Source organism: Mycobacterium montefiorense (assembly GCF_025823255.1).
Taxonomy (GTDB): Bacteria; Actinomycetota; Actinomycetes; order Mycobacteriales; family Mycobacteriaceae; genus Mycobacterium; species Mycobacterium montefiorense.
Window position 1 is genome coordinate 256,495 of the sequence record NZ_JACKVL010000012.1, and the last position, 23,432, is coordinate 279,926.

The following is a 23,432-nucleotide window of genomic DNA, read 5'->3' on the forward strand; positions in this document are numbered from 1 at the left end:
CGAACTCAATTTGCGGTGCTCTAGGTCGGATCGGGAACCGCCGCTCGTTGTCTATGCAGGCAGCTGGCGACCCGCTGCGCCCCGGCTCTGCCGGTGCTGGCGATCGCCAGTAGCGGTAGCCTGAACTTTTCCAGCTGCGTGTATCGGGAAGGACCTGGCCGAAACGGCCGATGATTGATGAACCGGAAAAACGTGATTCGCATAGTCACGGCGATCGCTGTAGTTGTGCTGCTCGGCTGGTCGTTCTTCTATTTCAGCGATGACACCCGCGGATACAAACCCGTCGACACCTCGGTGGCGATGTCCCAGATCAACGGCGACAACGTCAAGAGCGCGCAGATCGATGACCGGGAGCAGCAACTCCGATTGACCCTGAAGAAGGGCAACAACGACACCGACAACTCCGACAAGGTCATCACCAAATTCCCCAGTGGTTATGCCGTCGACCTGTTCAACGCGCTCAACGCGAAGAACGCCAAGGTTGCCACCGTCGTCAATGAGGGCAGCATCCTGGGCGAGCTGCTGGTTTACGTGTTGCCGTTGCTGTTGCTGGTGGGCCTGTTCGTGATGTTCTCGCGCATGCAGGGCGGCGCCCGAATGGGCTTCGGCTTCGGTAAATCGCGCGCCAAGCAGCTTTCCAAGGACATGCCCAAGACCACATTCGCCGATGTCGCCGGCGTCGACGAGGCGGTCGAGGAGCTTTACGAGATCAAGGACTTCCTGCAGAACCCGTCGCGTTATCAGGCGTTGGGCGCCAAGATCCCCAAAGGAGTGCTGCTCTACGGGCCACCGGGAACCGGTAAGACGTTGCTGGCCCGCGCGGTGGCCGGAGAGGCCGGGGTGCCGTTCTTCACCATCTCGGGCTCCGACTTCGTCGAGATGTTCGTCGGTGTCGGTGCCTCGCGGGTGCGCGACCTGTTCGAGCAGGCCAAGCAGAACAGCCCGTGCATCATCTTCGTCGACGAGATCGACGCGGTGGGCCGCCAGCGCGGCGCCGGGCTAGGCGGTGGCCACGACGAGCGTGAGCAGACACTGAACCAGCTGCTGGTCGAGATGGACGGCTTCGGCGATCGCGCCGGGGTCATCCTGATCGCCGCGACCAACCGCCCCGACATCCTGGACCCGGCATTGCTGCGCCCGGGCCGCTTCGACCGGCAGATCCCGGTGTCCAACCCCGACCTGGCCGGCCGGCGTGCGGTATTGGCCGTGCACTCCAAGGGCAAGCCGATCGCGTCGGGCGCCGACCTGGAGGGGCTGGCCAAGCGGACCGTCGGCATGACCGGCGCCGACCTGGCCAACGTCATCAACGAGGCGGCGCTGCTGACGGCCCGTGAGAACGGCACAGTCATCACTGGGCCCGCCCTCGAGGAAGCCGTGGACCGGGTGATCGGCGGACCGCGCCGCAAGGGCCGGATCATCAGCGAGCATGAGAAGAAGATCACCGCATACCACGAAGGTGGGCACACCCTGGCCGCGTGGGCGATGCCGGACATCGACCCCGTCTACAAGGTGACGATCCTGGCCCGCGGCCGTACCGGCGGGCACGCCGTCGCGGTGCCCGAAGAGGACAAGGGCCTGCGCACCCGCTCGGAGATGGTCGCGCAGCTGGTGTTCGCGATGGGCGGGCGCGCCGCCGAGGAACTGGTGTTCCGCGAGCCGACGACCGGCGCGGTGTCCGACATCGAGCAGGCCACCAAGACCGCGCGCGCGATGGTCACCGAATTCGGTATGAGTTCCAAACTCGGTGCCGTCAAATACGGCTCCGAGCATGGCGACCCCTTCCTGGGCCGGACTATGGGCAACCAGGCGGACTACTCCCACGAGGTTGCCCGCGACATCGACGACGAGATCCGCAAGCTCATCGAGGCCGCGCACACCGAGGCCTGGGAGATCCTCACCGAATACCGCGATGTGCTCGACACTTTGGCAGGCGAGCTGCTGGAAAAAGAAACCCTGCACCGGCCCGAGCTGGAGAAGATCTTCGCCGATGTCGAAAAGCGGCCCCGGCTCACGATGTTCGAAGACTTCGGTGGTCGTATCCCGTCGGACAAACCGCCGATCAAGACGCCCGGAGAGCTGGCGATCGAGCGGGGCGAGCCGTGGCCCCAACCGGTCCCCGAGCCGGCTTTCAAGGCGGCCATCGCGGCGGCCAGCCAGGCCGCCGAGGCCGCGCAAGCTGAGGCCGATAGAAAAGCCCATGGCCCCAACGGTTCTCACGGTGGTCAGGGTGCCGGCGATCGCGCCGGGTCCCTGCGTCCCACTCAGCCCGACTACGGGGCTCCGGCCGGCTGGCATGCGCCCGGCTGGCCGCCGCCACCGCAGCATCAGCAACAGCCGCAGGGACACTGGTATCCGCCTCCACCGCAGCCACATTGGCCTGCGCCGGCTCCGAGCTATCCGGGCCAGCCGAGCCGTGGCCAGGGCCAGCCGTTGTACCCGCCCTATCCGCCCTACCCCCCACCCGGTCAGCCCAGCCCGGATCCGACAAAATCCCCTGATCAACCGGATGAGGATGTAAGCCGGTCCAACCCGCCGGCCCGCGGCTGACGAACGGAGATTCGATGGCGCTCCCGGATACCCGCATCGAGCTGGATCGCGTACGAGCGTTCGACCAGCCACGTGCTGAGGCGGCGGTCCGCGAGTTGTTGTACGCGATCGGCGAAGACCCCGATCGAGACGGGTTGCGCGACACCCCGGCTCGCGTCGCTCGCGCGTACCGGGAAATATTCTCCGGGCTCTACACCGATCCGGATGCCGTGCTCAACACCATGTTCGACGAGGAGCACGACGAGTTGGTGATCGTCAAGGAAATCCCGCTGTACTCCACGTGCGAGCATCACCTGGTGTCGTTCCACGGCGTGGCCCATGTCGGCTACATCCCCGGCGAGGAAGGCCGGGTAACCGGGTTGTCGAAAATCGCCCGGCTGGTTGACCTTTACGCCAAGCGGCCGCAGGTTCAGGAGCGGCTCACCAGCCAAATCGCCGACGCGTTGGTGAACCGGCTTGCCCCCCGTGGGGTGATCGTCGTCGTCGAGGCTGAGCATCTGTGCATGGCGATGCGCGGTGTCCGCAAGCCCGGCGCCACCACCACCACCTCCGCGGTGCGCGGCCAGTTCAAAACCGATGCGGCCTCCCGAGCCGAAGCGCTCGATCTCATCCTGCGTAAGTGAGTTCGCCGCCTGTGCAGGTTGTCGGGGTCGTGAACGTCACTGACGACTCATTCTCGGATGGCGGACGCTACCTCTGTACCGACAACGCCGTCGCGCACGGCCTGGCATTGGCGGCCGAAGGTGCGGGCATCGTCGACGTGGGCGGAGAGTCGACCCGGCCCGGAGCCACCCGGATCGACCCGCGGGTCGAGAGCTCCCGCGTCCTTCCTGTCATCAAAGAACTTGTGGCACAGGGTATTACGGTGAGCATCGATACTATGCACGCGGAAGTCGCTCGCGCCGCCCTGCAGAACGGCGCGCGGATCGTCAACGACGTGTCCGGCGGGCGAGCCGATCCGGCGATGGCACCACTGATGGCCGAAGCCGGTGCGCTGTGGGTGTTGATGCACTGGCGATCGGTGTCGTCGAGCCACCCGCACGAGGCTCCGCACTACCGTGACGTGGTGGCCGAGGTGCGCTCGGAACTGCTGGCCAGCGTGGACGCCGCGGTGGCCGCCGGCGTCGACCCGGCGAAGCTGGTCATCGACCCGGGACTTGGATTCGCCAAGACGGGACAACACAATTGGGCGTTGTTGCATGCCCTGCCGGAACTGGTGGCCACCGGGGTGCCGGTGCTCCTGGGTGCCTCGCGTAAACGGTTCCTCGGTACGCTGTTGGCCGGACCGGACTCCTCGCCCCGGCCGCCCGATGGGCGAGAGACGGCGACCGCGGTGATTTCCGCGCTGGCCGCCCTGCACGGAGTCTGGGGTGTGCGAGTGCACGATGTGCGGGCCTCTGTCGACGCCCTCAAGGTCGTCGATGCCTGGACGCAGATAGGGCGGACAAAGAGCAATGGCTGACCGAATCGAGTTGCGCGGCTTAACAGTTCATGGCCGACATGGAGTCTTCGAGGCCGAGCGGACAAATGGGCAGGAATTCGTCGTCGACATCGTCGTGTGGATCGACCTGGTCGACGCCGCCGCCAGCGATGACCTGGCCGACACCCACGACTACGGCGCCCTGGCCCAGCGGGCCGCCGACATCGTTGCGGGGCCTCCGCACAACCTGATCGAGACGGTGGGAGCCGAGATTGCCGATCACGTGATGGCCGACGAGCGAGTACACGCTGTCGAGGTGACGGTGCATAAGCCACAGGCCCCGATACCGCAGAAGTTCGCCGATGTCGCGGTGGTGATCCGGCGGTCGCGGCGCGGCGGGCGCGGTTCGGTGATTCCCGCGGGTTCAGTCTGATGACCCGCGTCGTACTGTCCATCGGCTCCAACCTGGGGGACCGGCTGGCGCGACTGCAGTCGGTGGTCGACGGGCTCGGCGACGCACTGCTGGCGGTCTCGCCCGTCTACGAGACCGCCCCCTGGGGGCGGGTGGAGCAGGGGCCGTTTCTCAACGCGGTGCTGATCGCCGACGACCCGGCCCGCGACGGCCAGGCCTGGCTGCGCCGGGCGCAGGAGTTCGAACATGCGGCGGGCCGGGTTCGCGGCGAGCGCTGGGGCCCGCGCACCCTGGACGTCGACCTGATTGCCTGCTACTCCGCGGACGGCGAGGTGATCAGTCTGGACAACAACCTGACACTGCCGCATCCGCTAGCCCACCTGCGGGCCTTCGTGATGGTGCCCTGGCTGGCCGTCGACCCGGGGGCTCAGCTGACCGTGGCCGGTGGGCCCCAACCCGTCGCTCAGCTGTTGGCCGAACTCGATCCCGCCGACCAAGAGGCGGTCCGGCTGTCGGTACAGACGCTCACGCACCGGGCCGCGTCCCGAGCCGATCCGGAATCGCAGAGCTGATGGGGCCGACTAGAAAACGTGACCTGACGGCCGCGGTAGTCGGCGCTGCGATACTGAGTTACCTGCTGATCAGGGCGTTGTTCCGGTGGTTTCCGCCGATCACGGTGTGGACGGGTCTGTCGCTGCTCGCGGTGGCTATCGCCGAGGCGCTGTGGGCGCGCTACGTACGAGCCAGGATCGCCGAAGGGGAGATCGGTGACGGGCCCGGCTGGCTGCACCCGCTCGCGGTGGCACGCACCGTGGTGATCGCCAAGGCGTCGGCCTGGGTCGGCGCCCTGGTGCTGGGCTGGTGGGTCGGGGTGCTGGTGTACTTCCTGCCGCGTCGGTCCTGGCTGCGGGTCGCCGCGGAGGACACCACGGGAACCGTGGTGGCCGCCGTCAGCGCGTTGGCGCTTCTGGTCGCCGCGCTGTGGCTACAGCACTGCTGCAAATCCCCGCCGGACCAGACCGAGCACGGCGGGGGGGCCGAAGGAGCGGAAGGCTAAGGGCCCGCCGAGGTTGCGGACCATCCGGCGGGTGGACGCGAACGGCCCGCCAGTTAACGGCGATTAATCAACGAATTAACCCAGGTGAGAATCGCCGGAGTCGTGCGACACGCGCGATGACGTCGCACAGGTACAGTCAGGCCATGACCGTTCTGTCCCGCGGCGCCCGGGGTCGGCGCGGCGGCCGCAGGCCGGGGTGGGTGCTCTTGACGGCGTTGCTGGTCCTCGCGATGGGGGCCAGTTCCGCACTGGTTTTCACCAATCGGGTGGAACTTCTCAAGCTCGCTGTGATCCTGGCGCTGTGGGCCGCAGTCGCCGGTGCTTTCGTGTCGGTGCTCTACCGTCGGCAAAGCGACGCCGATCAGTCGCGGGTGCGGGACTTGAAGCTGGTCTATGACCTACAGCTGGATCGGGAAATCTCGGCTCGCCGTGAGTACGAGCTGACGGTCGAGTCCCAGTTGCGGCGCGAGCTGGCCTCCGAGATACGCGCTGCGGCCGACGACGATCTGGCCGCGCTGCGCGCGGAAGTGTCCGCGCTGCGGACCAGCCTGGAGATCTTGTTCGACACCGACCTCGAGCAGCGCCCGGCGCTGGGAACCATGGAGACCGATACGCCGCCGGCCCGCGCGTACAGCGACTGGGACCGCAACGGGGAGGGCGCTGGAGTCGATTGGGTGACCAGCGATCGGGTCACCTCGGTCCGCGAGGGCGACCCGGTGAACTCGGCTGAGCCTCGCATCGACGAATCCGCGATCATCGACGTGCCCGAAGAGCCGCTGGTGCCGCCGCGTTCGCGGGAGCGGGCCCGGTTCCAATACGAAGACCAGCAAGAGGCGGCCTACCCGCCGCCACCGGCCCAGTATCCGCAGACTCCGCCGTATGTGGTCCCGCAAGAGGTCCCGTATCCGCCCCCGCCGATGCCCGCCCCTGCCGCGGCCGAGCAGCGATTCGAGCCCCAACACTGGCAGCCGCACCCCCAGCAGGTGCCGCCACCCGGGCCACCACCACCACCGGAGCCCGGATTGGCACGGCCCGACTGGCAGCCGGTGATCTCCGACGGGCTCTGGTTGCCTCCGGGAGCACCCGGCAGCAACTGGGCGGGCGGCGATTCACCCGATGCGGCCGCTGAAACGTCGGGCCGGCGTCGGCGCTCCCGGCATTCCAACCCCGAGGAGCAGTTCGAGGGCCCGCCAGTCGAGCCCGAGCCCCCAGCGCCGGACAGCGAATCCAGCCGTCGGGCACGCTCGCGCCATTCCGCGGAGTACCGTGACTATTCCGTCGCGAACTTCCTCGGACCGAACGAGCCCGGCCCAGCGCCGCCACCTCGCCCCGCCGCCGCGACCGCGCCGCCCCCGCCGCCGCACGCCAGGCAGGAACTTCACGACGCGGAGCCGCCGCCACCCCGACTCGCCCCCGCGCCGCAGCCGGAGCCCGCACCCCGCCACCTCGGGGCGGAGTCCGGGCCCGAGGCGCCGGACAACATCGGTGAGGGCCCGCAGACCGGTGGTCAGTCGGTTGCCGACCTGCTGGCCCGGCTGCAGGTACAGCCATCCGGGGGTGGCCGGCGTCGTCGCCGGGAAGGCTGAGCTGGGACATTCCTCACATTGGGGCAGCGTCCCGGATCGACTAAAATCTGGATGACCGTCCGGTACCCAGCACCTGGGACTGGAACGAACGAATCAACATTGTGAGGCCGTCTGCGATGGAGCAGTTCGACGGTTTGCGCCCGGCCAGGCTCAAGGTGGGCGTCATTTCGGCAGGCCGGGTGGGTACCGCCCTGGGGGTCGCCCTGGAGCGCGCTGAGCACGTTGTAGTGGCGTGCAGCGCCATCTCCCATGCGTCGCGGGAGCGGGCGGCGCGCCGGCTGCCGGACACCTCGATAGTCCCACCCCAGGATGTGGCCGCCGCGGCCGAACTGCTGCTGTTGTCGGTTCCCGACAGCGAACTCGCCGGACTGGTGTCCGGGCTGGCCGCCACCTCGGCGGTGCGGCCCGGCACGATCGTGGTCCACACCTCGGGCGCCAACGGGGTCGGCATCCTCGCGCCGCTGACCCAGCATGGCTGCATACCGCTGGCGATCCACCCGGCGATGACGTTCACCGGCTCCGACGAGGACATCAGCCGGCTGCCGGACACCTGCTTCGGCATCACCGCGGCCGACGATGTCGGCTACGCGATCGGGCAGTCGCTGGTTCTGGAGATGGGCGGCGAGCCGTTCTGCGTCCGCGAGGACGCCCGCATCCTGTACCACGCCGCCCTGGCCCATGCGGGCAATCACATCGTGGCGGTGCTCGCCGATGCGCTCGACGCGTTGCGGGCGGCGCTGCGGGGCAGCGAACTGCTCGGGCAGCAAGCCGTCGACGAGCAGCCCGGCGGCCTTGCCGAGCGCATCGTGGGACCGCTGGCCCGGGCGGCGCTGGAGAACACGCTGCAGCGTGGGCAGGCCGCGCTCACCGGTCCGGTCGCCCGCGGTGATGCGGCCGCGGTCGCCGCCCATCTGCGCGCGCTGGCGCAGGTTGATCCGGAGCTGGCGCAGGCCTATCGGGTGAACGCCCTGCGGACCGCGCAGCGCGCACACGCTCCGTCCGACGTCGTCGAGGTGTTGGCGCGATGAACGCGACGACGGCACGACCGCCGGCGTTTGAGCCGGGTGAACTGAATATCTACGCGGCGCCACGCGACGCCTCGGACGTCAGCCGCGCGCTGCGCTACACCGGCCGCCGGGTGATGTTAGTGCCGACGATGGGCGCGCTGCACGAGGGGCATCTGGCCCTGGTGCGCGCCGCCAAACGGGTGCCCGGCTCCGTAGTGGCTGTTTCGATCTTCGTGAATCCGCTGCAGTTTGGTGCCGGGGAAGACCTGGACGCCTACCCGCGCACGCTCGACAACGACCTGGCGCTGCTGCGCGGCGAAGGTGTCGAGGTGGTGTTCGCCCCTACCGCCGCCGCGATGTATCCCGACGGCCTACGCACCACCGTGCAGCCTGGTCCGCTGGCCGGTGAGCTCGAAGGTGCTTCGCGGCCAACACATTTCGCGGGAATGCTAACGGTCGTGTGCAAGCTGCTGCAGATCGTGCACCCAGACTGTGCCTTCTTCGGCGAGAAGGATTACCAGCAACTGGTCCTGATCCGGCAGATGGTTGCCGACCTGAACATCGACGTGCAGGTCGTCGGTGTGCCGATCGTGCGGGAAGTTGACGGCCTGGCGATGTCGTCGCGCAATCGCTACCTCGATACCGAGCAGCGTGAACTGGCCGTAGCACTTTCGGCGGCGCTGACGGCCGGGGCGCATGCGGCGGGGCACGGCGTCCAGGCCGTGCTGGACGCGGCCCGCACGGTGCTCGATGCCACCCCCGGACTCATGCTCGACTACCTGGAGCTGCGCAGCACTGAGCTCGGACCCGAACCCATCAACGGATCCGGTCGGCTGCTGATCGCCGCCCGGCTCGGCACCACCAGACTGCTGGACAACGTTGCAATCCAATTCGATGGTATCGCCGGCACCTCTCGGGGGCCGGACGGACATGTTGAAACACCTTGGAGGAACTGATGTTTCGGACGATGCTCAAGTCGAAAATCCACCGTGCCACCGTCACGCAAGCGGATCTGCACTACGTCGGCTCGGTGACCATCGATGCCGACCTGATGGAGGCCGCCGATCTGTTGGAGGGCGAGCAGGTGACCATCGTGGACATCGACAACGGCGCCCGGCTCGTCACCTACGCGATCACCGGCGAGCGTGGCACCGGCATCATCGGAATAAATGGTGCCGCAGCGCATCTCGTGCACCCCGGCGACTTGGTGATCCTGATCGCCTACGGCACGATGGACGATGCCGAGGCGCGTGCCTACCAGCCACGCATCGTCTTCGTCGATGCCGACAACAAGCAGATCGACCTGGGGAGCGATCCGGCTTTCGTGCCCGACGATGCGGCCGACCTATCCCCGGCACGCGGGCGGTACCCCCACAACCCCCGGATCGGCGTCCTGTAATCGTGCTGCTTGCGATCGACGTTCGCAACACGCACACCGTGGTCGGGCTGCTGTCCGGCGCCAGAGAGCACGCAAAAGTCGTGCAGCACTGGCGGATCCGCACCGAGTCCGAAGTCACCGCGGACGAACTGGCGCTGACTATCGACGGCCTGATCGGCGACGACTCCGAGCAGCTCACCGGCGCCGCGGCCCTGTCCACCGTTCCGTCGGTGCTGCACGAAGTGCGGGTCATGCTCGACCAGTACTGGCCGTCGGTGCCGCACGTGCTGATCGAGCCCGGGGTGCGGACCGGTATCCCGCTGCTGGTCGACAACCCGAAAGAGGTCGGCGCCGACCGGATCGTCAATTGCCTGGCGGCGTTTCAGAAATACGGAAAAGCCTGCATCGTCGTCGACTTCGGATCGTCGATCTGTGTGGACGTGGTTTCGGCCAAGGGGGAGTTCCTCGGCGGCGCGATCGCACCCGGGGTGCAGGTCTCCTCGGATGCCGCGGCGGCCCGCTCGGCCGCGCTGCGCCGGGTCGAGCTGTCCCGCCCCCGGTCGGTGATCGGCAAGAACACCGTCGAATGCATGCAAGCGGGCGCGGTGTTCGGCTTCGCCGGGCTGGTAGACGGCCTGGTGACGCGCATCCGCGAGGACGTCGACGGCTTTTCCGACGACTTAGGCGATCAAGTCGTGGTGGTGGCCACCGGCCACACCGCGCCGCTGCTGCTGTCCGAGCTGCAGACCGTTGCCCATTACGACCAGCACCTGACGCTGGACGGGCTGCGACTGGTGTTCGAGCGCAACCGGGACGCCCAGCGCGGCCGGCTCAAGACCGCACACTGACGTTCTCGCTCGCGCTGAGCGTGCGCACAGGGCGGAAATGCACCCGGTTCCACGCCGCGACCCCACACTCGAAGCCACCAGCGCACACTCGACGCCTGCGGCGACGGCCGCGCCAAGTCCTTTAAGCTGGCACGTCGTGAGTGCCGCCGCAGACAACGGAGCAGACCTCCCCGAGCAGTTCCGGATACGCCGGGATAAGCGCGCTCGGCTGTTGGCCGAGGGGCTTGACCCTTACCCGGTAGCCATCGAACGCACCCACACCCTGGCGCAGGTCCGCGCCGCCTACCCCGACTTGGCCGTCGACACCGCGACAGCCGACGTCGTCGGAGTTGCGGGACGGGTCATATTCGCGCGTAATTCCGGCAAATTGTGTTTCGCCACGCTGCAAGACGGTGATGGCGCCACCCTGCAGGTAATGATCAGCCTGGAGAAGGTCGGTCAGGATTCGCTGGAGGCCTGGAAAGCCGACGTCGACCTCGGCGACATCGTCTATGTACACGGCAACGTGATCAGCTCACGGCGCGGCGAATTATCCGTTCTGGCCGACTCCTGGCGGATCGCATCCAAGTCGCTGCGGCCGCTGCCGGTCGCGCATAAGGACATGAGTGAAGAATCGCGGGTGCGGCAGCGTTATGTCGACCTGATCGTCCGCCCGCAGGCGCGCGACGTGGCACGCCAGCGAATCGCCGTTGTACGCGCGATACGCAACGCACTGGAACGGCGCGGGTTTCTCGAAGTCGAAACGCCAATCTTGCAGACGTTGGCCGGTGGCGCGGCAGCTCGGCCGTTCATCACGCATTCCAATGCTCTCGACATCGATCTCTACCTGAGGATCGCACCCGAACTGTTCCTCAAGCGATGCATCGTCGGTGGATTCGACAGGGTCTTCGAGCTAAATCGTGTGTTCAGAAACGAAGGTTCCGATTCCACACATTCTCCGGAATTCTCGATGTTGGAGACCTACCAGACGTACGGAACGTATGACGATTCGGCAGTCGTCACGCGAGAGCTTATTCAAGAGGTGGCCGACGAGGCCATCGGTATCAGACAACTGCGGTTGCCAGATGGCAGTGTCTACGACATAGACGGAGAATGGGCGTCGATTCAAATGTATCCGTCGTTGTCTGCGGAGCTCGGGGAAGAGATCACACCGCAGACGTCGGTCGATCGGTTACGTGCCATCGCGGACCGGCTAGGTGTCGAGATTCCCGAGGGCCGCGGCTACGGACACGGAAAGCTTGTCGAGGAGCTGTGGGAGCACGCGGTGGGCAATACGCTGACCGCACCGACGTTCGTCAAGGATTTCCCTGTCGAGACAACACCTTTGACACGACAGCACCGAAGTATCCCGGGTGTGACCGAGAAGTGGGACCTCTACGTGCGCGGCGTCGAACTCGCCACCGGGTACTCGGAATTAAACGATCCGGTGGTGCAACGCGAGCGATTCGCCGAACAAGCGCGCGCCGCGGCCGCAGGTGATGACGAGGCTATGCTGCTCGACGAAGACTTTCTCGCCGCACTCGAGTATGGGATGCCGCCTTGTACCGGAACGGGAATGGGTATCGACCGGTTGTTGATGACTTTGACCGGGCTGTCAATTAGAGAGACAGTTTTGTTCCCGATTGTTCGACCGCACTCTAGCTGAAAGCGCAACACTCTGTGTTGCGCTCAGATTGAATATGCTGCGTTCATATGGCAGATTAGTGCCCGGGGAGTGGGTCCAAACTGCCCAGCAACTGCTCAGGAAGAACGCGAGGGTAAGCAAATGGCGAAAAAAGTCACCGTCACCTTGGTCGATGATTTCGACGGTGCAGGCGCCGCCGACGAAACTGTCGAATTCGGGCTTGACGGGGTGACCTATGAGATTGATCTTTCAACGAAGAATGCCGCGAAACTCCGCGGTGATCTTAAGCAGTGGGTGGCAGCCGGCCGTCGCGTCGGTGGCCGTCGCCGTGGGCGTTCCGGAACTGGGCGCGGTCGTGGGGCGATTGACCGCGAGCAGAGCGCGGCGATCCGCGAATGGGCGCGCCGAAACGGGCACAACGTGTCGACGCGGGGCCGCATCCCGGCAGACGTCATCGACGCGTTCCACGCTGCCACCTAGATAAGCCGTTGACCGGCGCCCGGCCGCGAGGCCTGGGCGCCGGTTCTGTTTTGGTTCTGTTTTCGCTGGTGGCGTAATTATCCCCGGCGTCCGGGGGAAACGAATTGGTGGTTTGTCTCGTTTCTTCAGCTATGGCTGTGTCATCACCGGGGGATTCCTCAGATGGTGCCGAGCAGGCCTGAACGTCAAGGCACCGCAAGGTTAGAACCCTGGCGGGCCGACCACTACAGTAGACACCAGGTACGCACTGTCGGCCCGTTTGCCGACAACGAGGGAGTACCGATGGTGAGGGAGAGCAGGTAACCACCGATGTTCGAGAGATTTACTGACCGCGCCCGAAGGGTGGTCGTCCTGGCCCAAGAAGAGGCCCGGATGCTCAACCACAACTACATCGGCACCGAGCACATCCTGTTGGGTTTGATTCACGAAGGTGAAGGCGTCGCAGCGAAGTCGCTGGAGTCGCTTGGGATCTCGCTCGAGGGCGTCCGGAGCCAGGTCGAAGAGATCATCGGCCAGGGGCAGCAGGCACCGTCGGGGCACATCCCGTTCACCCCGCGTGCCAAGAAGGTTCTGGAGCTGAGCCTGCGCGAGGCGCTGCAGCTCGGCCACAACTACATCGGCACCGAGCACATTTTGCTGGGCCTGATTCGTGAGGGCGAGGGCGTGGCCGCCCAGGTGCTGGTCAAGCTCGGCGCCGAACTGACCCGGGTGCGCCAGCAGGTGATTCAGCTGCTGAGCGGCTACCAGGGTAAGGAGGCCGCGGAGGCCGGGACCGGTGGCCGCGGTGGCGAGTCCGGCAGCCCGTCCACGTCGTTGGTGCTCGACCAGTTCGGCCGCAACCTGACGGCTGCCGCGATGGAAGGCAAGCTGGACCCTGTCATCGGCCGCGAGAAGGAAATCGAGCGGGTGATGCAGGTGTTGAGCCGGCGCACCAAGAACAACCCGGTGCTGATCGGCGAGCCCGGCGTCGGCAAGACCGCTGTGGTCGAAGGTCTGGCGCAGGCCATCGTGAAGGGCGAGGTGCCCGAGACCCTCAAGGACAAGCAGCTCTACACACTGGACCTGGGGTCGCTGGTCGCGGGCAGCCGCTACCGCGGTGATTTCGAGGAACGCCTGAAGAAGGTGCTCAAGGAGATCAATACCCGCGGCGACATCATCCTGTTCATCGACGAGCTGCACACCCTGGTCGGTGCCGGCGCCGCCGAGGGCGCGATCGACGCCGCGTCGATCCTCAAGCCGAAGCTGGCCCGCGGCGAGCTGCAGACCATCGGTGCCACCACGCTCGACGAGTACCGCAAGTACATCGAGAAGGACGCTGCCCTGGAGCGCCGCTTCCAGCCGGTGCAGGTCGGCGAGCCGACGGTGGCGCACACCATCGAGATCCTGAAGGGTCTGCGCGATCGCTACGAGGCGCACCACCGGGTGTCGATCAGCGACTCCGCAATCGTGGCCGCCGCCACGCTGGCCGACCGCTACATCAACGACCGGTTCCTGCCGGACAAGGCGATCGACCTGATCGACGAGGCCGGAGCGCGGATGCGAATCCGCCGGATGACCGCTCCGCCAGACCTGCGTGAGTTCGACGAGAAGATCGCCGACGCGCGTCGGGAAAAGGAATCCGCGATCGACGCCCAGGACTTCGAAAAGGCCGCCAGCCTGCGCGACCGCGAGAAGCAACTGGTCGCGCAGCGGGCCGAGCGCGAAAAGCAGTGGCGTTCAGGCGATATGGATGTGGTCGCCGAGGTGGACGACAACGAGATCGCCGAGGTGCTGGGCAACTGGACCGGTATTCCGGTGTTCAAGCTCACCGAGGCCGAGACCACGCGCCTGCTGCGTATGGAGGACGAACTACACAAGCGCATCATCGGTCAGGTCGATGCCGTCAAGGCCGTCTCCAAGGCGATTCGCCGTACCCGCGCCGGGCTGAAAGACCCCAAACGCCCGTCGGGCTCGTTCATCTTCGCCGGCCCGTCGGGTGTCGGTAAGACCGAACTGTCCAAGGCGCTGGCCAACTTCCTGTTCGGCGACGACGACGCGCTCATCCAGATCGACATGGGCGAATTCCACGACCGGTTTACCGCGTCGCGGCTGTTCGGTGCTCCGCCCGGATATGTCGGCTACGAAGAGGGTGGCCAGCTCACCGAGAAGGTGCGCCGCAAGCCGTTTTCCGTGGTGCTGTTCGACGAGATCGAGAAGGCGCACCAGGAGATCTACAACAGCCTGTTGCAGGTGCTCGAGGATGGTCGGCTCACCGACGGGCAGGGCCGCACGGTGGACTTCAAGAACACCGTGCTGATCTTCACGTCCAACCTCGGCACCTCCGACATCTCCAAGCCGGTGGGCCTGGGCTTCACCCAGGGTGGCGGCGAGAACGACTACGAGCGGATGAAGCAGAAGGTCAACGACGAGCTGAAGAAGCACTTCCGCCCCGAGTTCCTCAACCGCATCGACGACATCATCGTCTTCCACCAGCTGACTCGTGACGAGATCATCCAAATGGTCGACCTGATGATCGAACGCGTCGGCAAGCAGCTCAAGACCAAGGACATGGCGATGGAGCTGACCGACAAGGCCAAGTCGTTGCTGGCCAAGCGCGGCTTCGACCCGGTGCTGGGTGCTCGCCCGCTGCGGCGCACCATCCAGCGCGAGATCGAGGACCAGCTCTCCGAGAAGATCCTCTTCGACGAGGTCGGTCCCGGTCAGGTCGTTACCGTCGACGTGGACAACTGGGACGGCGAAGGTGCCGGCGAGGACGCGGTGTTCACGTTCGCCGGAGCGCGCAAGCCGCCGGCCGAGCCGGAACTGACGAAAGCCGGAGCGCACGCCGCGCCCGACAGCCAGTAGCACTACAGCAAAACGGGTGGTTAGTCTCTGACCGGACTAACCACCCGTTTTGCTGTGCTGAGAGCTAAGGGGTTCGGCTGTGCTGATCGTCACCACGAATGACCTTCCGGGCTGGGAGATTCGGCGCGTCTGCGGCGAAGTGTTCGGACTGACCGTTCGCTCGCGCAATGCGTTCGCCCAGTTCGGTGCCGGGCTGAAGTCGATGTTCGGCGGCGAACTGGCCGGCATGACCAAGAATCTCGCCGAGAGTCGCAACGAGGCGATGGGTCGGCTGATCGCCGAGGCGCGCAACCGCGGCGGCAACGCGATCATCGCGATGCGGTTCGACACCACTGAGATCGGCGACGTGTGGACCGAGATCTGCGCCTACGGCACGGCAGTGGAGGCGGTGCCGGTTACGGATGCCGCGAAGTACACCGCCAGCCAACTGGGCTACGGCGGACAGCCCGCGCAGTAGTGATTGGTTCTACTGTGCAGTCCGATTAGACTGACGACTGTTATCAGTTATTGCTGATGGGCAACGGAATCTGGTGAAATTCCAGAACGGTCGCGCCACTGTGGAGAGTCAGACCCGGAACCCGTCACGAAGGTGGGACGCGTCATTCCCAGAAGGAGTCAGCAGTGTCCAGTTCTGAGACGACCCGCGCACGCGCGATAGATTTGTCGGCGTCGAGCGCCGCGCTCTGGTTGGCGGCAACCGCTTTCCTGGCGTTGTTGGCGATTTACTTCGTCGGCGTCGATCAAGGTGCCGTGTCGCTGTTTGGCAGCGACACGCATGTGCACGAATTCGTGCACGATGCGCGCCACCTCCTCGGCTTCCCCTGCCACTGATCCGGCGTGGAGAAGCGTCTGATCGGACGCGGGCTGCTGGCGGGCGCAATCGGCGCCGTGCTGGCATTCGTATTCGCCCGTCTGTGTGCCGAACCCGTAATCGCCCGGGCGATCGACTTCGAAGACGGTCGTACCGACGCCGAGAATGCCCACGGTGTGCATGAGCATGGCGCGGAGCTGTTCACCCGCGGCGTGCAGTCCAACCCCGGACTGGGCTTTGGTGTGCTGATTTTTGGTGTCGCCATGGGTGCGCTGTTCGCCGTGCTGTTCTGCGTCACCTATGCCCGCACTGCAGGCCGTGCGGAAAGCCCTGCGCCGCGCCAACTTTCGCTGCTTCTGGCGGTGGGTGCCTTCGTGGCGGTCTACCTGGTGCCGTTCGTGAAATATCCGCCGAACCCGCCCGCCGTCGGTCAGTCCGATACCATCGGGGCCCGCACCGGCTGGTATCTGCTGATGGTGCTGGCGTCGGTGGTGCTGGCGAGCGGGGCGGTGTTGCTGGCCCGGCGACTGGCTGACCGATTCGGCCGGTGGAATTCACGGCTGCTCGCGGCCGGGGCTTACCTGGTCGCCGTCGTGGTGGTGATGGTGGCGTTACCAACGGTGGACGAGACGCCCGCGCCGTTGCGCGACGCCTCCGGCACGATCATCTACCCGGGCTTTCCCGCCGATGTGCTCTACGAATTCAGGCTGCTGTCGTTGGGCACGCAGCTGCTGCTGTGGGTCACCATCGGCCTGGTCTTTGCGATACTTGCCGATCGGTTGCTGACAGAGCGCTCCGAGAACGGACGGGTATCGAGCATCGCGGCGTGACGGAGGTCGTCCGGCTGACCCTGGTGTCGCACGCGATGACCGACGCGATGGCGGCGGTACGCTTTCCGGCCGACGAGCCGCTCAACGAAACCGGGTGTCGGCAGGCGAAAGCCGCTGTGGGCCTTGATAGCCCCGGGACACGTCACCTCGCCGGACCCGAGCGGCGCGCCCGCCAAACCGCGGAGCTACTCGGGTTGCAGGCCACGGCCGAGCCGCGGTTGGCCGACCTCGACTGTGGCAGCTGGCGTGGACAGACACTCGGTGCCGTGGCCGCGGCGGACCTTGAGGTGTGGCTGACCGAACCGGCATGCGCGCCGCACGGCGGGGAATCCGTCGTCGACCTCACCGAGCGGGTGGCTGGATGGCTGGCGTCGTTGATCGAAGAACCTTCGCGAATCGTTGCGGTGACCCATCCGGCAGTGATCCGGGCGGCGATCCTGGTGGCTCTCGGCATTGGGCCGAAGTCGTTCTGGCGCATCGATATTGCACCGGTTGCCGCAACGACGATGCATTACCGCAACGACTGCTGGACGCTGCGGCTGCACTGACTACTGCGGCGCGATCAGCGCGAACGCCCGCTTGGCGACCTGCAGCATCCAGCCCGTTACCTTCGGCCCATGATCGCGCGGCCAATTCAGCTGGAAGCTGACGACCCACGGCTGTTGCATCTTGTCGACGGCATACCAGCTGAAGGTCAGATCGCCTGGCAGGCCACCGGCTTTCGCCCCGATATAGGGCCAAACATTTCGGTCCAGCTGGATACCCGAGACCGCGGACAGGATCTGCTTGATCGGTGCAGCCTCGCCGACCGCGTCGGCTTGCAGCGCCGCATGGACTCGGCAGATGTCCTCGGCGCTGCCGTACCACTCCGCTCCGTACGCCGACGCCGGGGTGTGGGCGCGAGCCGGATCAGGTTCATACGGTGCTGAATTCGCCTGTGCCAGCAGCTGGGCGCGGACCTGCGGGGCCGCGTTCTGCCACTGGCTGCGCAGATCCGGTCGGCCCCAGCCGATGGAGAACAGCTCGTACATCGTGGGGAAGGGAGTCATGCTGGCCGGATCGTGATGGCCGGCCGTGGCGAGCGCGGATTCGATGGCGCGCGTGCCCATTCTTTCGATCAGCAAATCGGTAGCCATGTTGTCGCTGTTGGCGATCATCTTCGCGGCCGCGGTGCGCACCGAAACGTGGTCGCCCGGAGCAAGTCCCAAGCCCGACGAACCCACCGCCTTGCTCTTTTCGGTGACTGTCAACTGATCGTCCCAGGACACCGTGTGGTTGCGAATTGCGCCCGCCAATGCGTGCAACACGTAAAGCTTGAAAATCGATGCCAGCGGCAGAGATTCGCCGGTATTGGTGCCCACCACCGGATCGCAGCGGCCATTGTCGACCTTGGCGACCTGATAGGAGTACCGCGCACCGGTCTTGCTCAGCGTGGCGTCGATGTCACGCCATGAGGTGATGGTCGGCGGCAGTGTCTCGAGCTCAAACCGATCAACCCGCCCGACGTCGTCGGTGTGAATCCGGATGTCTTGGCGCGCGCCGTAGGACGAGGTGAGGTGCAGCGTGGCAACGCTGGCGCTGATATCTACCCCGTCGAGGGCGAACGGACGATCCCACCAGAGTTCTTCCATGGTGGTTTCCACCGAGTCCACCTTGTCGGGCGCGGCCAGAGTGCGAACTCCGACCGGGCCGATCGGCCAGTCCGAGTTGAGCATGTCGACGGTCTGCTGAGCCCGCAGGCCGGGAGGCGTCCGGGTATCGATCGCCCGCCCGGCGTTGGCCGCGTTCGCCTGTGGTGACGGTGATGGGGAGCAACCCGGTACCAAGGTCGCGACCAGTGCGGCGGCCGCGGTGACGGCCACGAAGCGGCGCCGCGTGGGACCCAGCCTTTTCGGCCTACTCAGTAGGCTTACTCCCGGCCACGTCCATGACCACCTCGAATTCCAGCAACGACGCGCCGGTCGCCACTGGGTTGGCACGCTGACCAGCATGAGCTTCGACGGCGGGCCCACTCGCCCAGGCCTGGAATGCTTCATCGGACTCCCAGTGTGTCACGACGAAATAGCGGTTCTCACCCTTGACCGGGCGCAACAGCTGAAAGCCGAGGAAGCCGGGTTGGTTGTCCACGGCGTGTGCCCGGTGGGCGAACCGCTTCTCCAGCTCAGGGCCGGCGTCGGCTTGTACTTCGATGGCATTGATCTTCACCACTGGCGACATGTCCGCTAGGCTACCCCGCCCCCTGCCTCGTCCCACCCCTGGGCGGGACACGCAAGATGGTGCTATGCCCACCACCTTGTTGACCGCTCACGGCGGGCACGGTGAGCCGTTGATCCTGGTGCACGGCCTGATGGGCCGCGGCACCACCTGGTCGCGTCAGCTGCCGTGGCTGACCCGGCTGGGCACCGTCTACACCTACGACGCGCCGTGGCATCGCGGGCGCGACGTGCAGGACCCGCATCCGATCAGCACCGAGCGCTTCGTGGCCGATCTAGCCGACGCGGTAACCACATTGGGGGTACCGGTACGGCTGGTGGGGCATTCGATGGGTGCCCTGCACTCCTGGTGTCTGGCCGCGCAGCGTCCCGAATTGGTTTCGGCGCTGGTGCTCGAGGACATGGCGCCGGACTTCCGCGGCCGCACCACCGGTCCGTGGGAGCCGTGGCTACATGCTCTTCCGGTCGAATTCGAAACTGCGGAAAAAGTATTCAGCGAATTCGGGCCGGTAGCCGGGCAGTATTTCCTGGATGCCTTCGACCGCACCGACACCGGTTGGCGGCTACACGGCCATACTTCGCGATGGATAGAGATCGCCGCCGAATGGGGAACCCGGGACTACTGGACGCAGTGGCAAGCGTGCCGGGCGCCGGCGCTGCTGCTCGAGGCCGGCAACTCCGTTACCCCACCGGGCCAGATGCAAGCGATGGCGAAGACCGGTTCTCCGACAGCGTATTTGGCTATTCCTGAAGCCGGTCACCTGATTCACGACGAAGCTCCGCAGCTGTACCGCCAGGCGGTCGAGTCATTCCTCGCCGGCTAGCCCGAATCGGCCGTCGGTCGTCTGGGTCACCAGGCCGTCGGCGAGCAGCGAATACAGGGCGCGGTCCCGCTGCGCGGTGTCGGTCAGCCAAGCCACGTCGAGCGCAGCTCGGGTAACCGGAGAGTCGTTAGCGCGCAACACATCCAGTAACCGCCCGCGGACCTGACGATCTGTTCCGGCGTAGGTCTGAACGCGGCGGGCCGGGGATTGCGCGGGGGGAAAGCCGGCATGCCGCCACGCGCACTGATCGACTGGGCACAACCCACAGCGGGGTGTTCGCGCCGTGCATACCGTGGCGCCCAATTCCATTAGTGCGACCGAAAACTGAGGCGCCGTATCACCTTTCGGCAACAGCGCCGAGACGTCGGCATGGTCGCGTGTCGCAGAGGGTGTACCGGCGTCGGCCAGGCCGTGCACGGCGCGGGCAACCACCCGACGAACATTAGTGTCCACCACCGGCACCCGCTTGCGGTAGGCGAAGCACGCCACGGCCCGCGCGGTGTAGCTGCCGATACCCGGCAAACCCAACAGGATCTCGACGTCGTCGGGAACGACGTCGCCGTGATCACGCGCGATGACGATGGCGCATTCATGCAAGCGTTTTGCCCGCCTCGGGTAGCCCAGCTTGCCCCAGGCCCGCAGCACGTCGGCAGCACTGGCCGCGGCGGTCGCCGACGGGGTCGGCCAGCGTTGTACCCATTCCGTCCAGATCGGCAGCACCCGAGCCACCGGCGTCTGCTGCAGCATGAATTCGCTGACCAGAATCTGCCACGCGTCCACACCCGGTTCCCGCCAAGGTAGATCGCGGCGCGTGCGTTCGTACCACCCCAGAAGTTCATGAACGGGGATTTGCCCCGGGCTAGTCATCGCCGCCCGCAACACGCCAGAATGTGTCCCATGCCCATCTCCAATCCGGTATCAGCATGGAAAGCACTCAAAGAGGGTAACGAGCGATTCGTCGCCGGACAGCCTGCGCACCCGAGCCAGAGCGTCGAGCATCGCGCCAGCCTGGCATCCGGTCAGAAGCCGACCGCGGTGATCTTCGGTTGTTCGGACAGCCGGGTCGCCGCCGAGCTGATCTTCGACCAGGGTCTGGGCGACATGTTCGTGGTGCGCACCGCCGGACAAGCCATCGACACGGCAGTGCTGGGCTCGATCGAATACGCGGTCGTGGTGCTCGACGTTCCGCTGATCGTCGTCCTCGGCCATGACAGCTGCGGTGCCGTCAAGGCTGCCATCGGCGCGGTCGACGACGGTGCGATACCAGGGGGGTTCGTTCGCGACGTGGTGGAGCGGGTCGCACCGTCGATCCTGATGGGCCGCCGCGACGGACTGAGTCGGGTCGACGAGTTCGAGGCACGGCATGTGAGCGAGACGTTGGCCCAGCTCACATCGCGTTCTGCCGCCATCGCCGAGCGGGTGTCGGCCGGCAAGGTGGCACTCGCCGGGGTCACCTATCACCTCGCCGACGGGCGAGCGGCGCTGGTCGACCACATCGGAGACATTGGCGAGTAGGGGCGAGTAGCTCCGTTTCCGCCTCGCGCCGCGGGGCCACTAACACGGGCCTAACACGTTCGAAGGTCAGCTAACATCGCGACACGCCGAGTCGGATCGGACAAATCGGTGTGACCTGGACTTACGGTGTGATCGTGCTGGATCTAGAACCACGTGGCCCGCTACCCACGGAGATCTATTGGCGGCGCAGGGGGCTGGCCCTGGGGATCGCGGTCGTCGTAATCGGCATTGCTGTCGCGGCTGTCCTTGCCTTCATGGGTAACGGTGCGGGCGCCAAACCCGCCAGCGTCAACAAGGCCGGATCGGCTCAAAACACGCCCGCCGCGCCACCGCCGCAAGCAGCACCGCCGCCGGGGCAGGAAGGTGTCACCCCGGTGCCGGCGCCGCAGGGTCAGAACCCCGAGGCCGTGACGCCCACCGCTGCGGTGCAGCCGCCGCCGGTGCTGAAGGAGGGCGATGACTGCCCCGACTCGACGCTGGCCGTCAAGGGTCTGACCAACGCTCCCCAATACTTCATCGGCGACCAGCCGAAATTCACGATGGTCGTCACCAACATCGGGCTGGTGGCCTGCAAGCGCGACGTGGGTGCCGCTGTGCTGGCCGCCTACGTCTACTCGCTGGATAACAAGCGGCTGTGGTCCAACCTGGACTGCGCACCGTCCAACGAGACGCTGGTCAAGACCTTCACGCCGGGTGAACAGGTGACGACGGCGGTGACTTGGACGGGAATGGGCTCCTCGCCGCACTGCCCGCTGCCGCGGCCGGCGATCGGCCCGGGCACTTACAACCTGGTCGTCCAGTTGGGCAATCTGCGCTCGCTCGCGGTTCCGTTCATCCTGAATGTTCCGCCGCCCCCGCCGGGGCCGGTGCCGGGTCAGCCGGCGGTGCCGCAGCCGGAGGCCCCGCCCGGGGTTGGTCCCGGTCCCTCGCCCGCGGGGTAGTTGGTCCGTCAGCTGAGCGGGTCGGCGATCGTCGACTCCGCCAGCTGCGACAGCCCTTCCCGCACATGGCGGGCCCACATTGCGCCGATGCCGTCGACCGATTGCAGGTCGTTGGCGCTGGCGGCCAGCAGACCCTGCAGGGTGCCGAAGTTTCGGACCAACAGATCCACATGGGCGAACTGCAGCCGCGGGATACCGGCCATCGCGCGATAGCCACGCGAGCTCAGTGCCGAATCCTGCGCCTCTGCCGTCGTCGGATAGCCGAAAACCTTTGCTAACGAGGTGATTTCGAGCAGCTCGGTGTCCGACAACGCTCCAGTTCATCGAGTGTCGCGATCATCTGTGCATCCGATAGCGGCTCGGGGCTGGCATGGTAGTCACGCACGATCAGTTCTCGATCGGCGTCGTTGCCGCCCAGCAGCTCCTCGAGTTGCAGCCGCAGCTGGCGTCCGTCGGTACCCAATTCGACAACGTCGTAGTCGATCACCAGGCCGATCCGACGGACCAGCTCGAGTCGCTGCACCGCGGTCATCACGTCGCGCAGGGTGACGAAGTCTTCGATCTCCGCGCGCGACAGCAGCCGGCTGACCTCGTCGAGCCGGGTCTTGTAGCGCTCCAGGGTCGCGATGGCCTGGTTGGCTCGCGACAGGATGGTCGCGGAATCGGCCAGCACGTGGCGTTCCCCGCCCACGTAGACGGTGACGATGTTCATCGAATGGCTGACCGAGATCACCGGGTGACCGGTCTGGATCGCGGCTCGTTCCGCCGACCGGTGCCGGGTGCCCGACTCGTCGGTGGGGATCGACGGATCGGGCACCAGCTGCACGTTGGCCCGCACGATGCGGCTGGCGTCGGTGGACAGCACGACGGCACCGTCCATCTTCGCCAGTTCACGCAACCGCGTCGGGGCGTAGCGGACATCGAGAGCGAAGCCACCGTCGCAGATGGCCTCGACGTTCTCGTCGTTGCCGAGCACGATCAGCGCGCCGGTTCGGCCACGCAGAATGCGCTCCAGGCCATCCCGGAGCCCGGTGCCAGGTGCCAGGCGGGCGACTGTTTCACGCAGGGTCGGACGGGTCACAGGCTGTCATTCTG

General features: G+C 66.3%; 24 protein-coding genes, 1 pseudogene and 1 riboswitch. Of the genes and pseudogenes, 21 read left to right on the forward strand and 4 right to left on the reverse strand.

The window, feature by feature from the left end; translation table 11 throughout:
• Positions 1 to 177 precede the first annotated feature (177 nt).
• The 18 genes from ftsH (at position 178) to H7K34_RS10930 (ending at position 17,392) form a co-directional block, all read left to right on the forward strand.
• Positions 178 to 2,547, forward strand: coding sequence for an ATP-dependent zinc metalloprotease FtsH (ftsH, locus tag H7K34_RS10845; protein WP_264061896.1), 2,370 nt, complete (start codon positions 178 to 180; stop codon positions 2,545 to 2,547).
• A 14-nt stretch (positions 2,548 to 2,561) separates the two neighbouring features.
• Positions 2,562 to 3,170, forward strand: coding sequence for a GTP cyclohydrolase I FolE (gene folE / locus H7K34_RS10850; RefSeq protein WP_108920292.1), 609 nt, complete (start codon positions 2,562 to 2,564; stop codon positions 3,168 to 3,170).
• On the forward strand, positions 3,167 to 4,009 hold the full coding sequence (gene folP, locus H7K34_RS10855) for a dihydropteroate synthase (protein ID WP_264061897.1): 843 nt from the start codon (positions 3,167 to 3,169) through the stop codon (positions 4,007 to 4,009). Before folE ends, folP begins: the two co-directional genes overlap by 4 nt.
• Positions 4,002 to 4,400 (forward strand): dihydroneopterin aldolase, encoded by a 399-nt coding sequence (gene folB / locus H7K34_RS10860; protein ID WP_264061898.1) that lies wholly within the window; start codon positions 4,002 to 4,004, stop codon positions 4,398 to 4,400. Before folP ends, folB begins: the two co-directional genes overlap by 8 nt.
• Entirely contained in the window at positions 4,400 to 4,951 is a 552-nt protein-coding gene (folK, locus tag H7K34_RS10865; RefSeq protein ID WP_108920295.1) for a 2-amino-4-hydroxy-6-hydroxymethyldihydropteridine diphosphokinase, read from the forward strand. The genes folB and folK overlap by 1 nt, the downstream gene beginning before the upstream one ends.
• Entirely contained in the window at positions 4,951 to 5,436 is a 486-nt protein-coding gene (locus tag H7K34_RS10870; RefSeq protein ID WP_264061899.1) for a DUF3180 domain-containing protein, read from the forward strand. Before folK ends, H7K34_RS10870 begins: the two co-directional genes overlap by 1 nt.
• Before the next feature lie 143 nt (positions 5,437 to 5,579).
• Positions 5,580 to 7,022 (forward strand): DUF6779 domain-containing protein, encoded by a 1,443-nt coding sequence (locus H7K34_RS10875; protein ID WP_264061900.1) that lies wholly within the window; start codon positions 5,580 to 5,582, stop codon positions 7,020 to 7,022.
• Between the two features lie 116 nt (positions 7,023 to 7,138).
• Positions 7,139 to 8,050 (forward strand): Rossmann-like and DUF2520 domain-containing protein, encoded by a 912-nt coding sequence (locus tag H7K34_RS10880; protein ID WP_264061901.1) that lies wholly within the window; start codon positions 7,139 to 7,141, stop codon positions 8,048 to 8,050.
• Positions 8,047 to 8,985, forward strand: coding sequence for a pantoate--beta-alanine ligase (panC, locus tag H7K34_RS10885; RefSeq protein WP_264061902.1), 939 nt, complete (start codon positions 8,047 to 8,049; stop codon positions 8,983 to 8,985). Before H7K34_RS10880 ends, panC begins: the two co-directional genes overlap by 4 nt.
• Entirely contained in the window at positions 8,985 to 9,428 is a 444-nt protein-coding gene (panD, locus tag H7K34_RS10890; RefSeq protein WP_264061903.1) for an aspartate 1-decarboxylase, read from the forward strand. The genes panC and panD overlap by 1 nt, the downstream gene beginning before the upstream one ends.
• Before the next feature lie 2 nt (positions 9,429 to 9,430).
• Complete coding sequence (locus H7K34_RS10895; protein WP_264061904.1) at positions 9,431 to 10,255, forward strand: type III pantothenate kinase; 825 nt, start codon at positions 9,431 to 9,433, stop codon at positions 10,253 to 10,255.
• Positions 10,256 to 10,391: 136 nt separating this feature from the next.
• Positions 10,392 to 11,900 (forward strand): lysine--tRNA ligase, encoded by a 1,509-nt coding sequence (gene lysS, locus H7K34_RS10900; RefSeq protein ID WP_264061905.1) that lies wholly within the window; start codon positions 10,392 to 10,394, stop codon positions 11,898 to 11,900.
• 120 nt (positions 11,901 to 12,020) lie between these two features.
• Positions 12,021 to 12,359, forward strand: coding sequence for a histone-like nucleoid-structuring protein Lsr2 (gene lsr2, locus H7K34_RS10905; RefSeq protein ID WP_085223269.1), 339 nt, complete (start codon positions 12,021 to 12,023; stop codon positions 12,357 to 12,359).
• Positions 12,360 to 12,668: 309 nt separating this feature from the next.
• Positions 12,669 to 15,203: an ATP-dependent protease ATP-binding subunit ClpC gene (gene clpC1 / locus H7K34_RS10910; protein ID WP_264061906.1), complete on the forward strand. Its 2,535-nt coding sequence runs from the start codon at positions 12,669 to 12,671 to the stop codon at positions 15,201 to 15,203.
• A 79-nt stretch (positions 15,204 to 15,282) separates the two neighbouring features.
• Positions 15,283 to 15,660, forward strand: coding sequence for a YbjQ family protein (locus H7K34_RS10915; RefSeq protein WP_108920303.1), 378 nt, complete (start codon positions 15,283 to 15,285; stop codon positions 15,658 to 15,660).
• Positions 15,661 to 15,680: 20 nt separating this feature from the next.
• Positions 15,681 to 15,841: riboswitch (cobalamin riboswitch) on the forward strand.
• Positions 15,825 to 16,034 (forward strand): CbtB domain-containing protein, encoded by a 210-nt coding sequence (locus H7K34_RS10920; protein WP_108920304.1) that lies wholly within the window; start codon positions 15,825 to 15,827, stop codon positions 16,032 to 16,034. Its footprint overlaps the riboswitch before it by 17 nt.
• A 6-nt stretch (positions 16,035 to 16,040) precedes the next feature.
• Positions 16,041 to 16,844, forward strand: coding sequence for a CbtA family protein (locus H7K34_RS10925; protein ID WP_264061912.1), 804 nt, complete (start codon positions 16,041 to 16,043; stop codon positions 16,842 to 16,844).
• Complete coding sequence (locus H7K34_RS10930) at positions 16,841 to 17,392, forward strand: histidine phosphatase family protein (RefSeq protein ID WP_264061913.1); 552 nt, start codon at positions 16,841 to 16,843, stop codon at positions 17,390 to 17,392. Before H7K34_RS10925 ends, H7K34_RS10930 begins: the two co-directional genes overlap by 4 nt.
• Here H7K34_RS10930 and H7K34_RS10935 read toward each other — a convergent pair whose 3' ends face one another.
• Entirely contained in the window at positions 17,393 to 18,730 is a 1,338-nt protein-coding gene (locus H7K34_RS10935; protein WP_372510765.1) for a Cpe/LpqF family protein, read from the reverse strand. It abuts the gene before it with no gap.
• A 10-nt stretch (positions 18,731 to 18,740) separates the two neighbouring features.
• Entirely contained in the window at positions 18,741 to 19,061 is a 321-nt protein-coding gene (gene mhuD, locus H7K34_RS10940; protein ID WP_264061914.1) for a mycobilin-forming heme oxygenase MhuD, read from the reverse strand.
• A gap of 64 nt (positions 19,062 to 19,125) precedes the next feature.
• Between mhuD and H7K34_RS10945 the strand changes: the two genes are divergently transcribed.
• Entirely contained in the window at positions 19,126 to 19,881 is a 756-nt protein-coding gene (locus tag H7K34_RS10945; protein ID WP_264061915.1) for an alpha/beta fold hydrolase, read from the forward strand.
• On the opposite strand, the gene H7K34_RS10950 is transcribed toward H7K34_RS10945, so the two are convergent.
• Positions 19,864 to 20,748, reverse strand: a complete 885-nt coding sequence (locus tag H7K34_RS10950) for an HhH-GPD family protein (RefSeq protein ID WP_264061916.1) — start codon at positions 20,746 to 20,748, stop codon at positions 19,864 to 19,866. The genes H7K34_RS10945 and H7K34_RS10950 overlap by 18 nt on opposite strands.
• A gap of 30 nt (positions 20,749 to 20,778) precedes the next feature.
• Here H7K34_RS10950 and H7K34_RS10955 point away from each other — a divergent pair, with 30 nt between their 5' ends.
• Together H7K34_RS10955 and H7K34_RS10960 are read left to right on the forward strand one after the other, a co-directional pair.
• A complete protein-coding gene (locus H7K34_RS10955; protein ID WP_264061917.1) occupies positions 20,779 to 21,396 on the forward strand; it encodes a carbonic anhydrase in 618 nt (205 codons plus the stop codon).
• A gap of 134 nt (positions 21,397 to 21,530) precedes the next feature.
• Positions 21,531 to 22,337 carry a hypothetical protein gene (locus tag H7K34_RS10960; RefSeq protein WP_264061918.1) on the forward strand — a complete coding sequence of 269 codons (807 nt, stop codon included), beginning with the start codon at positions 21,531 to 21,533 and terminating at the stop codon, positions 22,335 to 22,337.
• Positions 22,338 to 22,345: 8 nt separating this feature from the next.
• Here the strand turns inward: H7K34_RS10960 and disA are convergent.
• Positions 22,346 to 23,418 (reverse strand): annotated as a pseudogene (disA, locus tag H7K34_RS10965) (DNA integrity scanning diadenylate cyclase DisA).
• Positions 23,419 to 23,432: the final 14 nt, after the last annotated feature.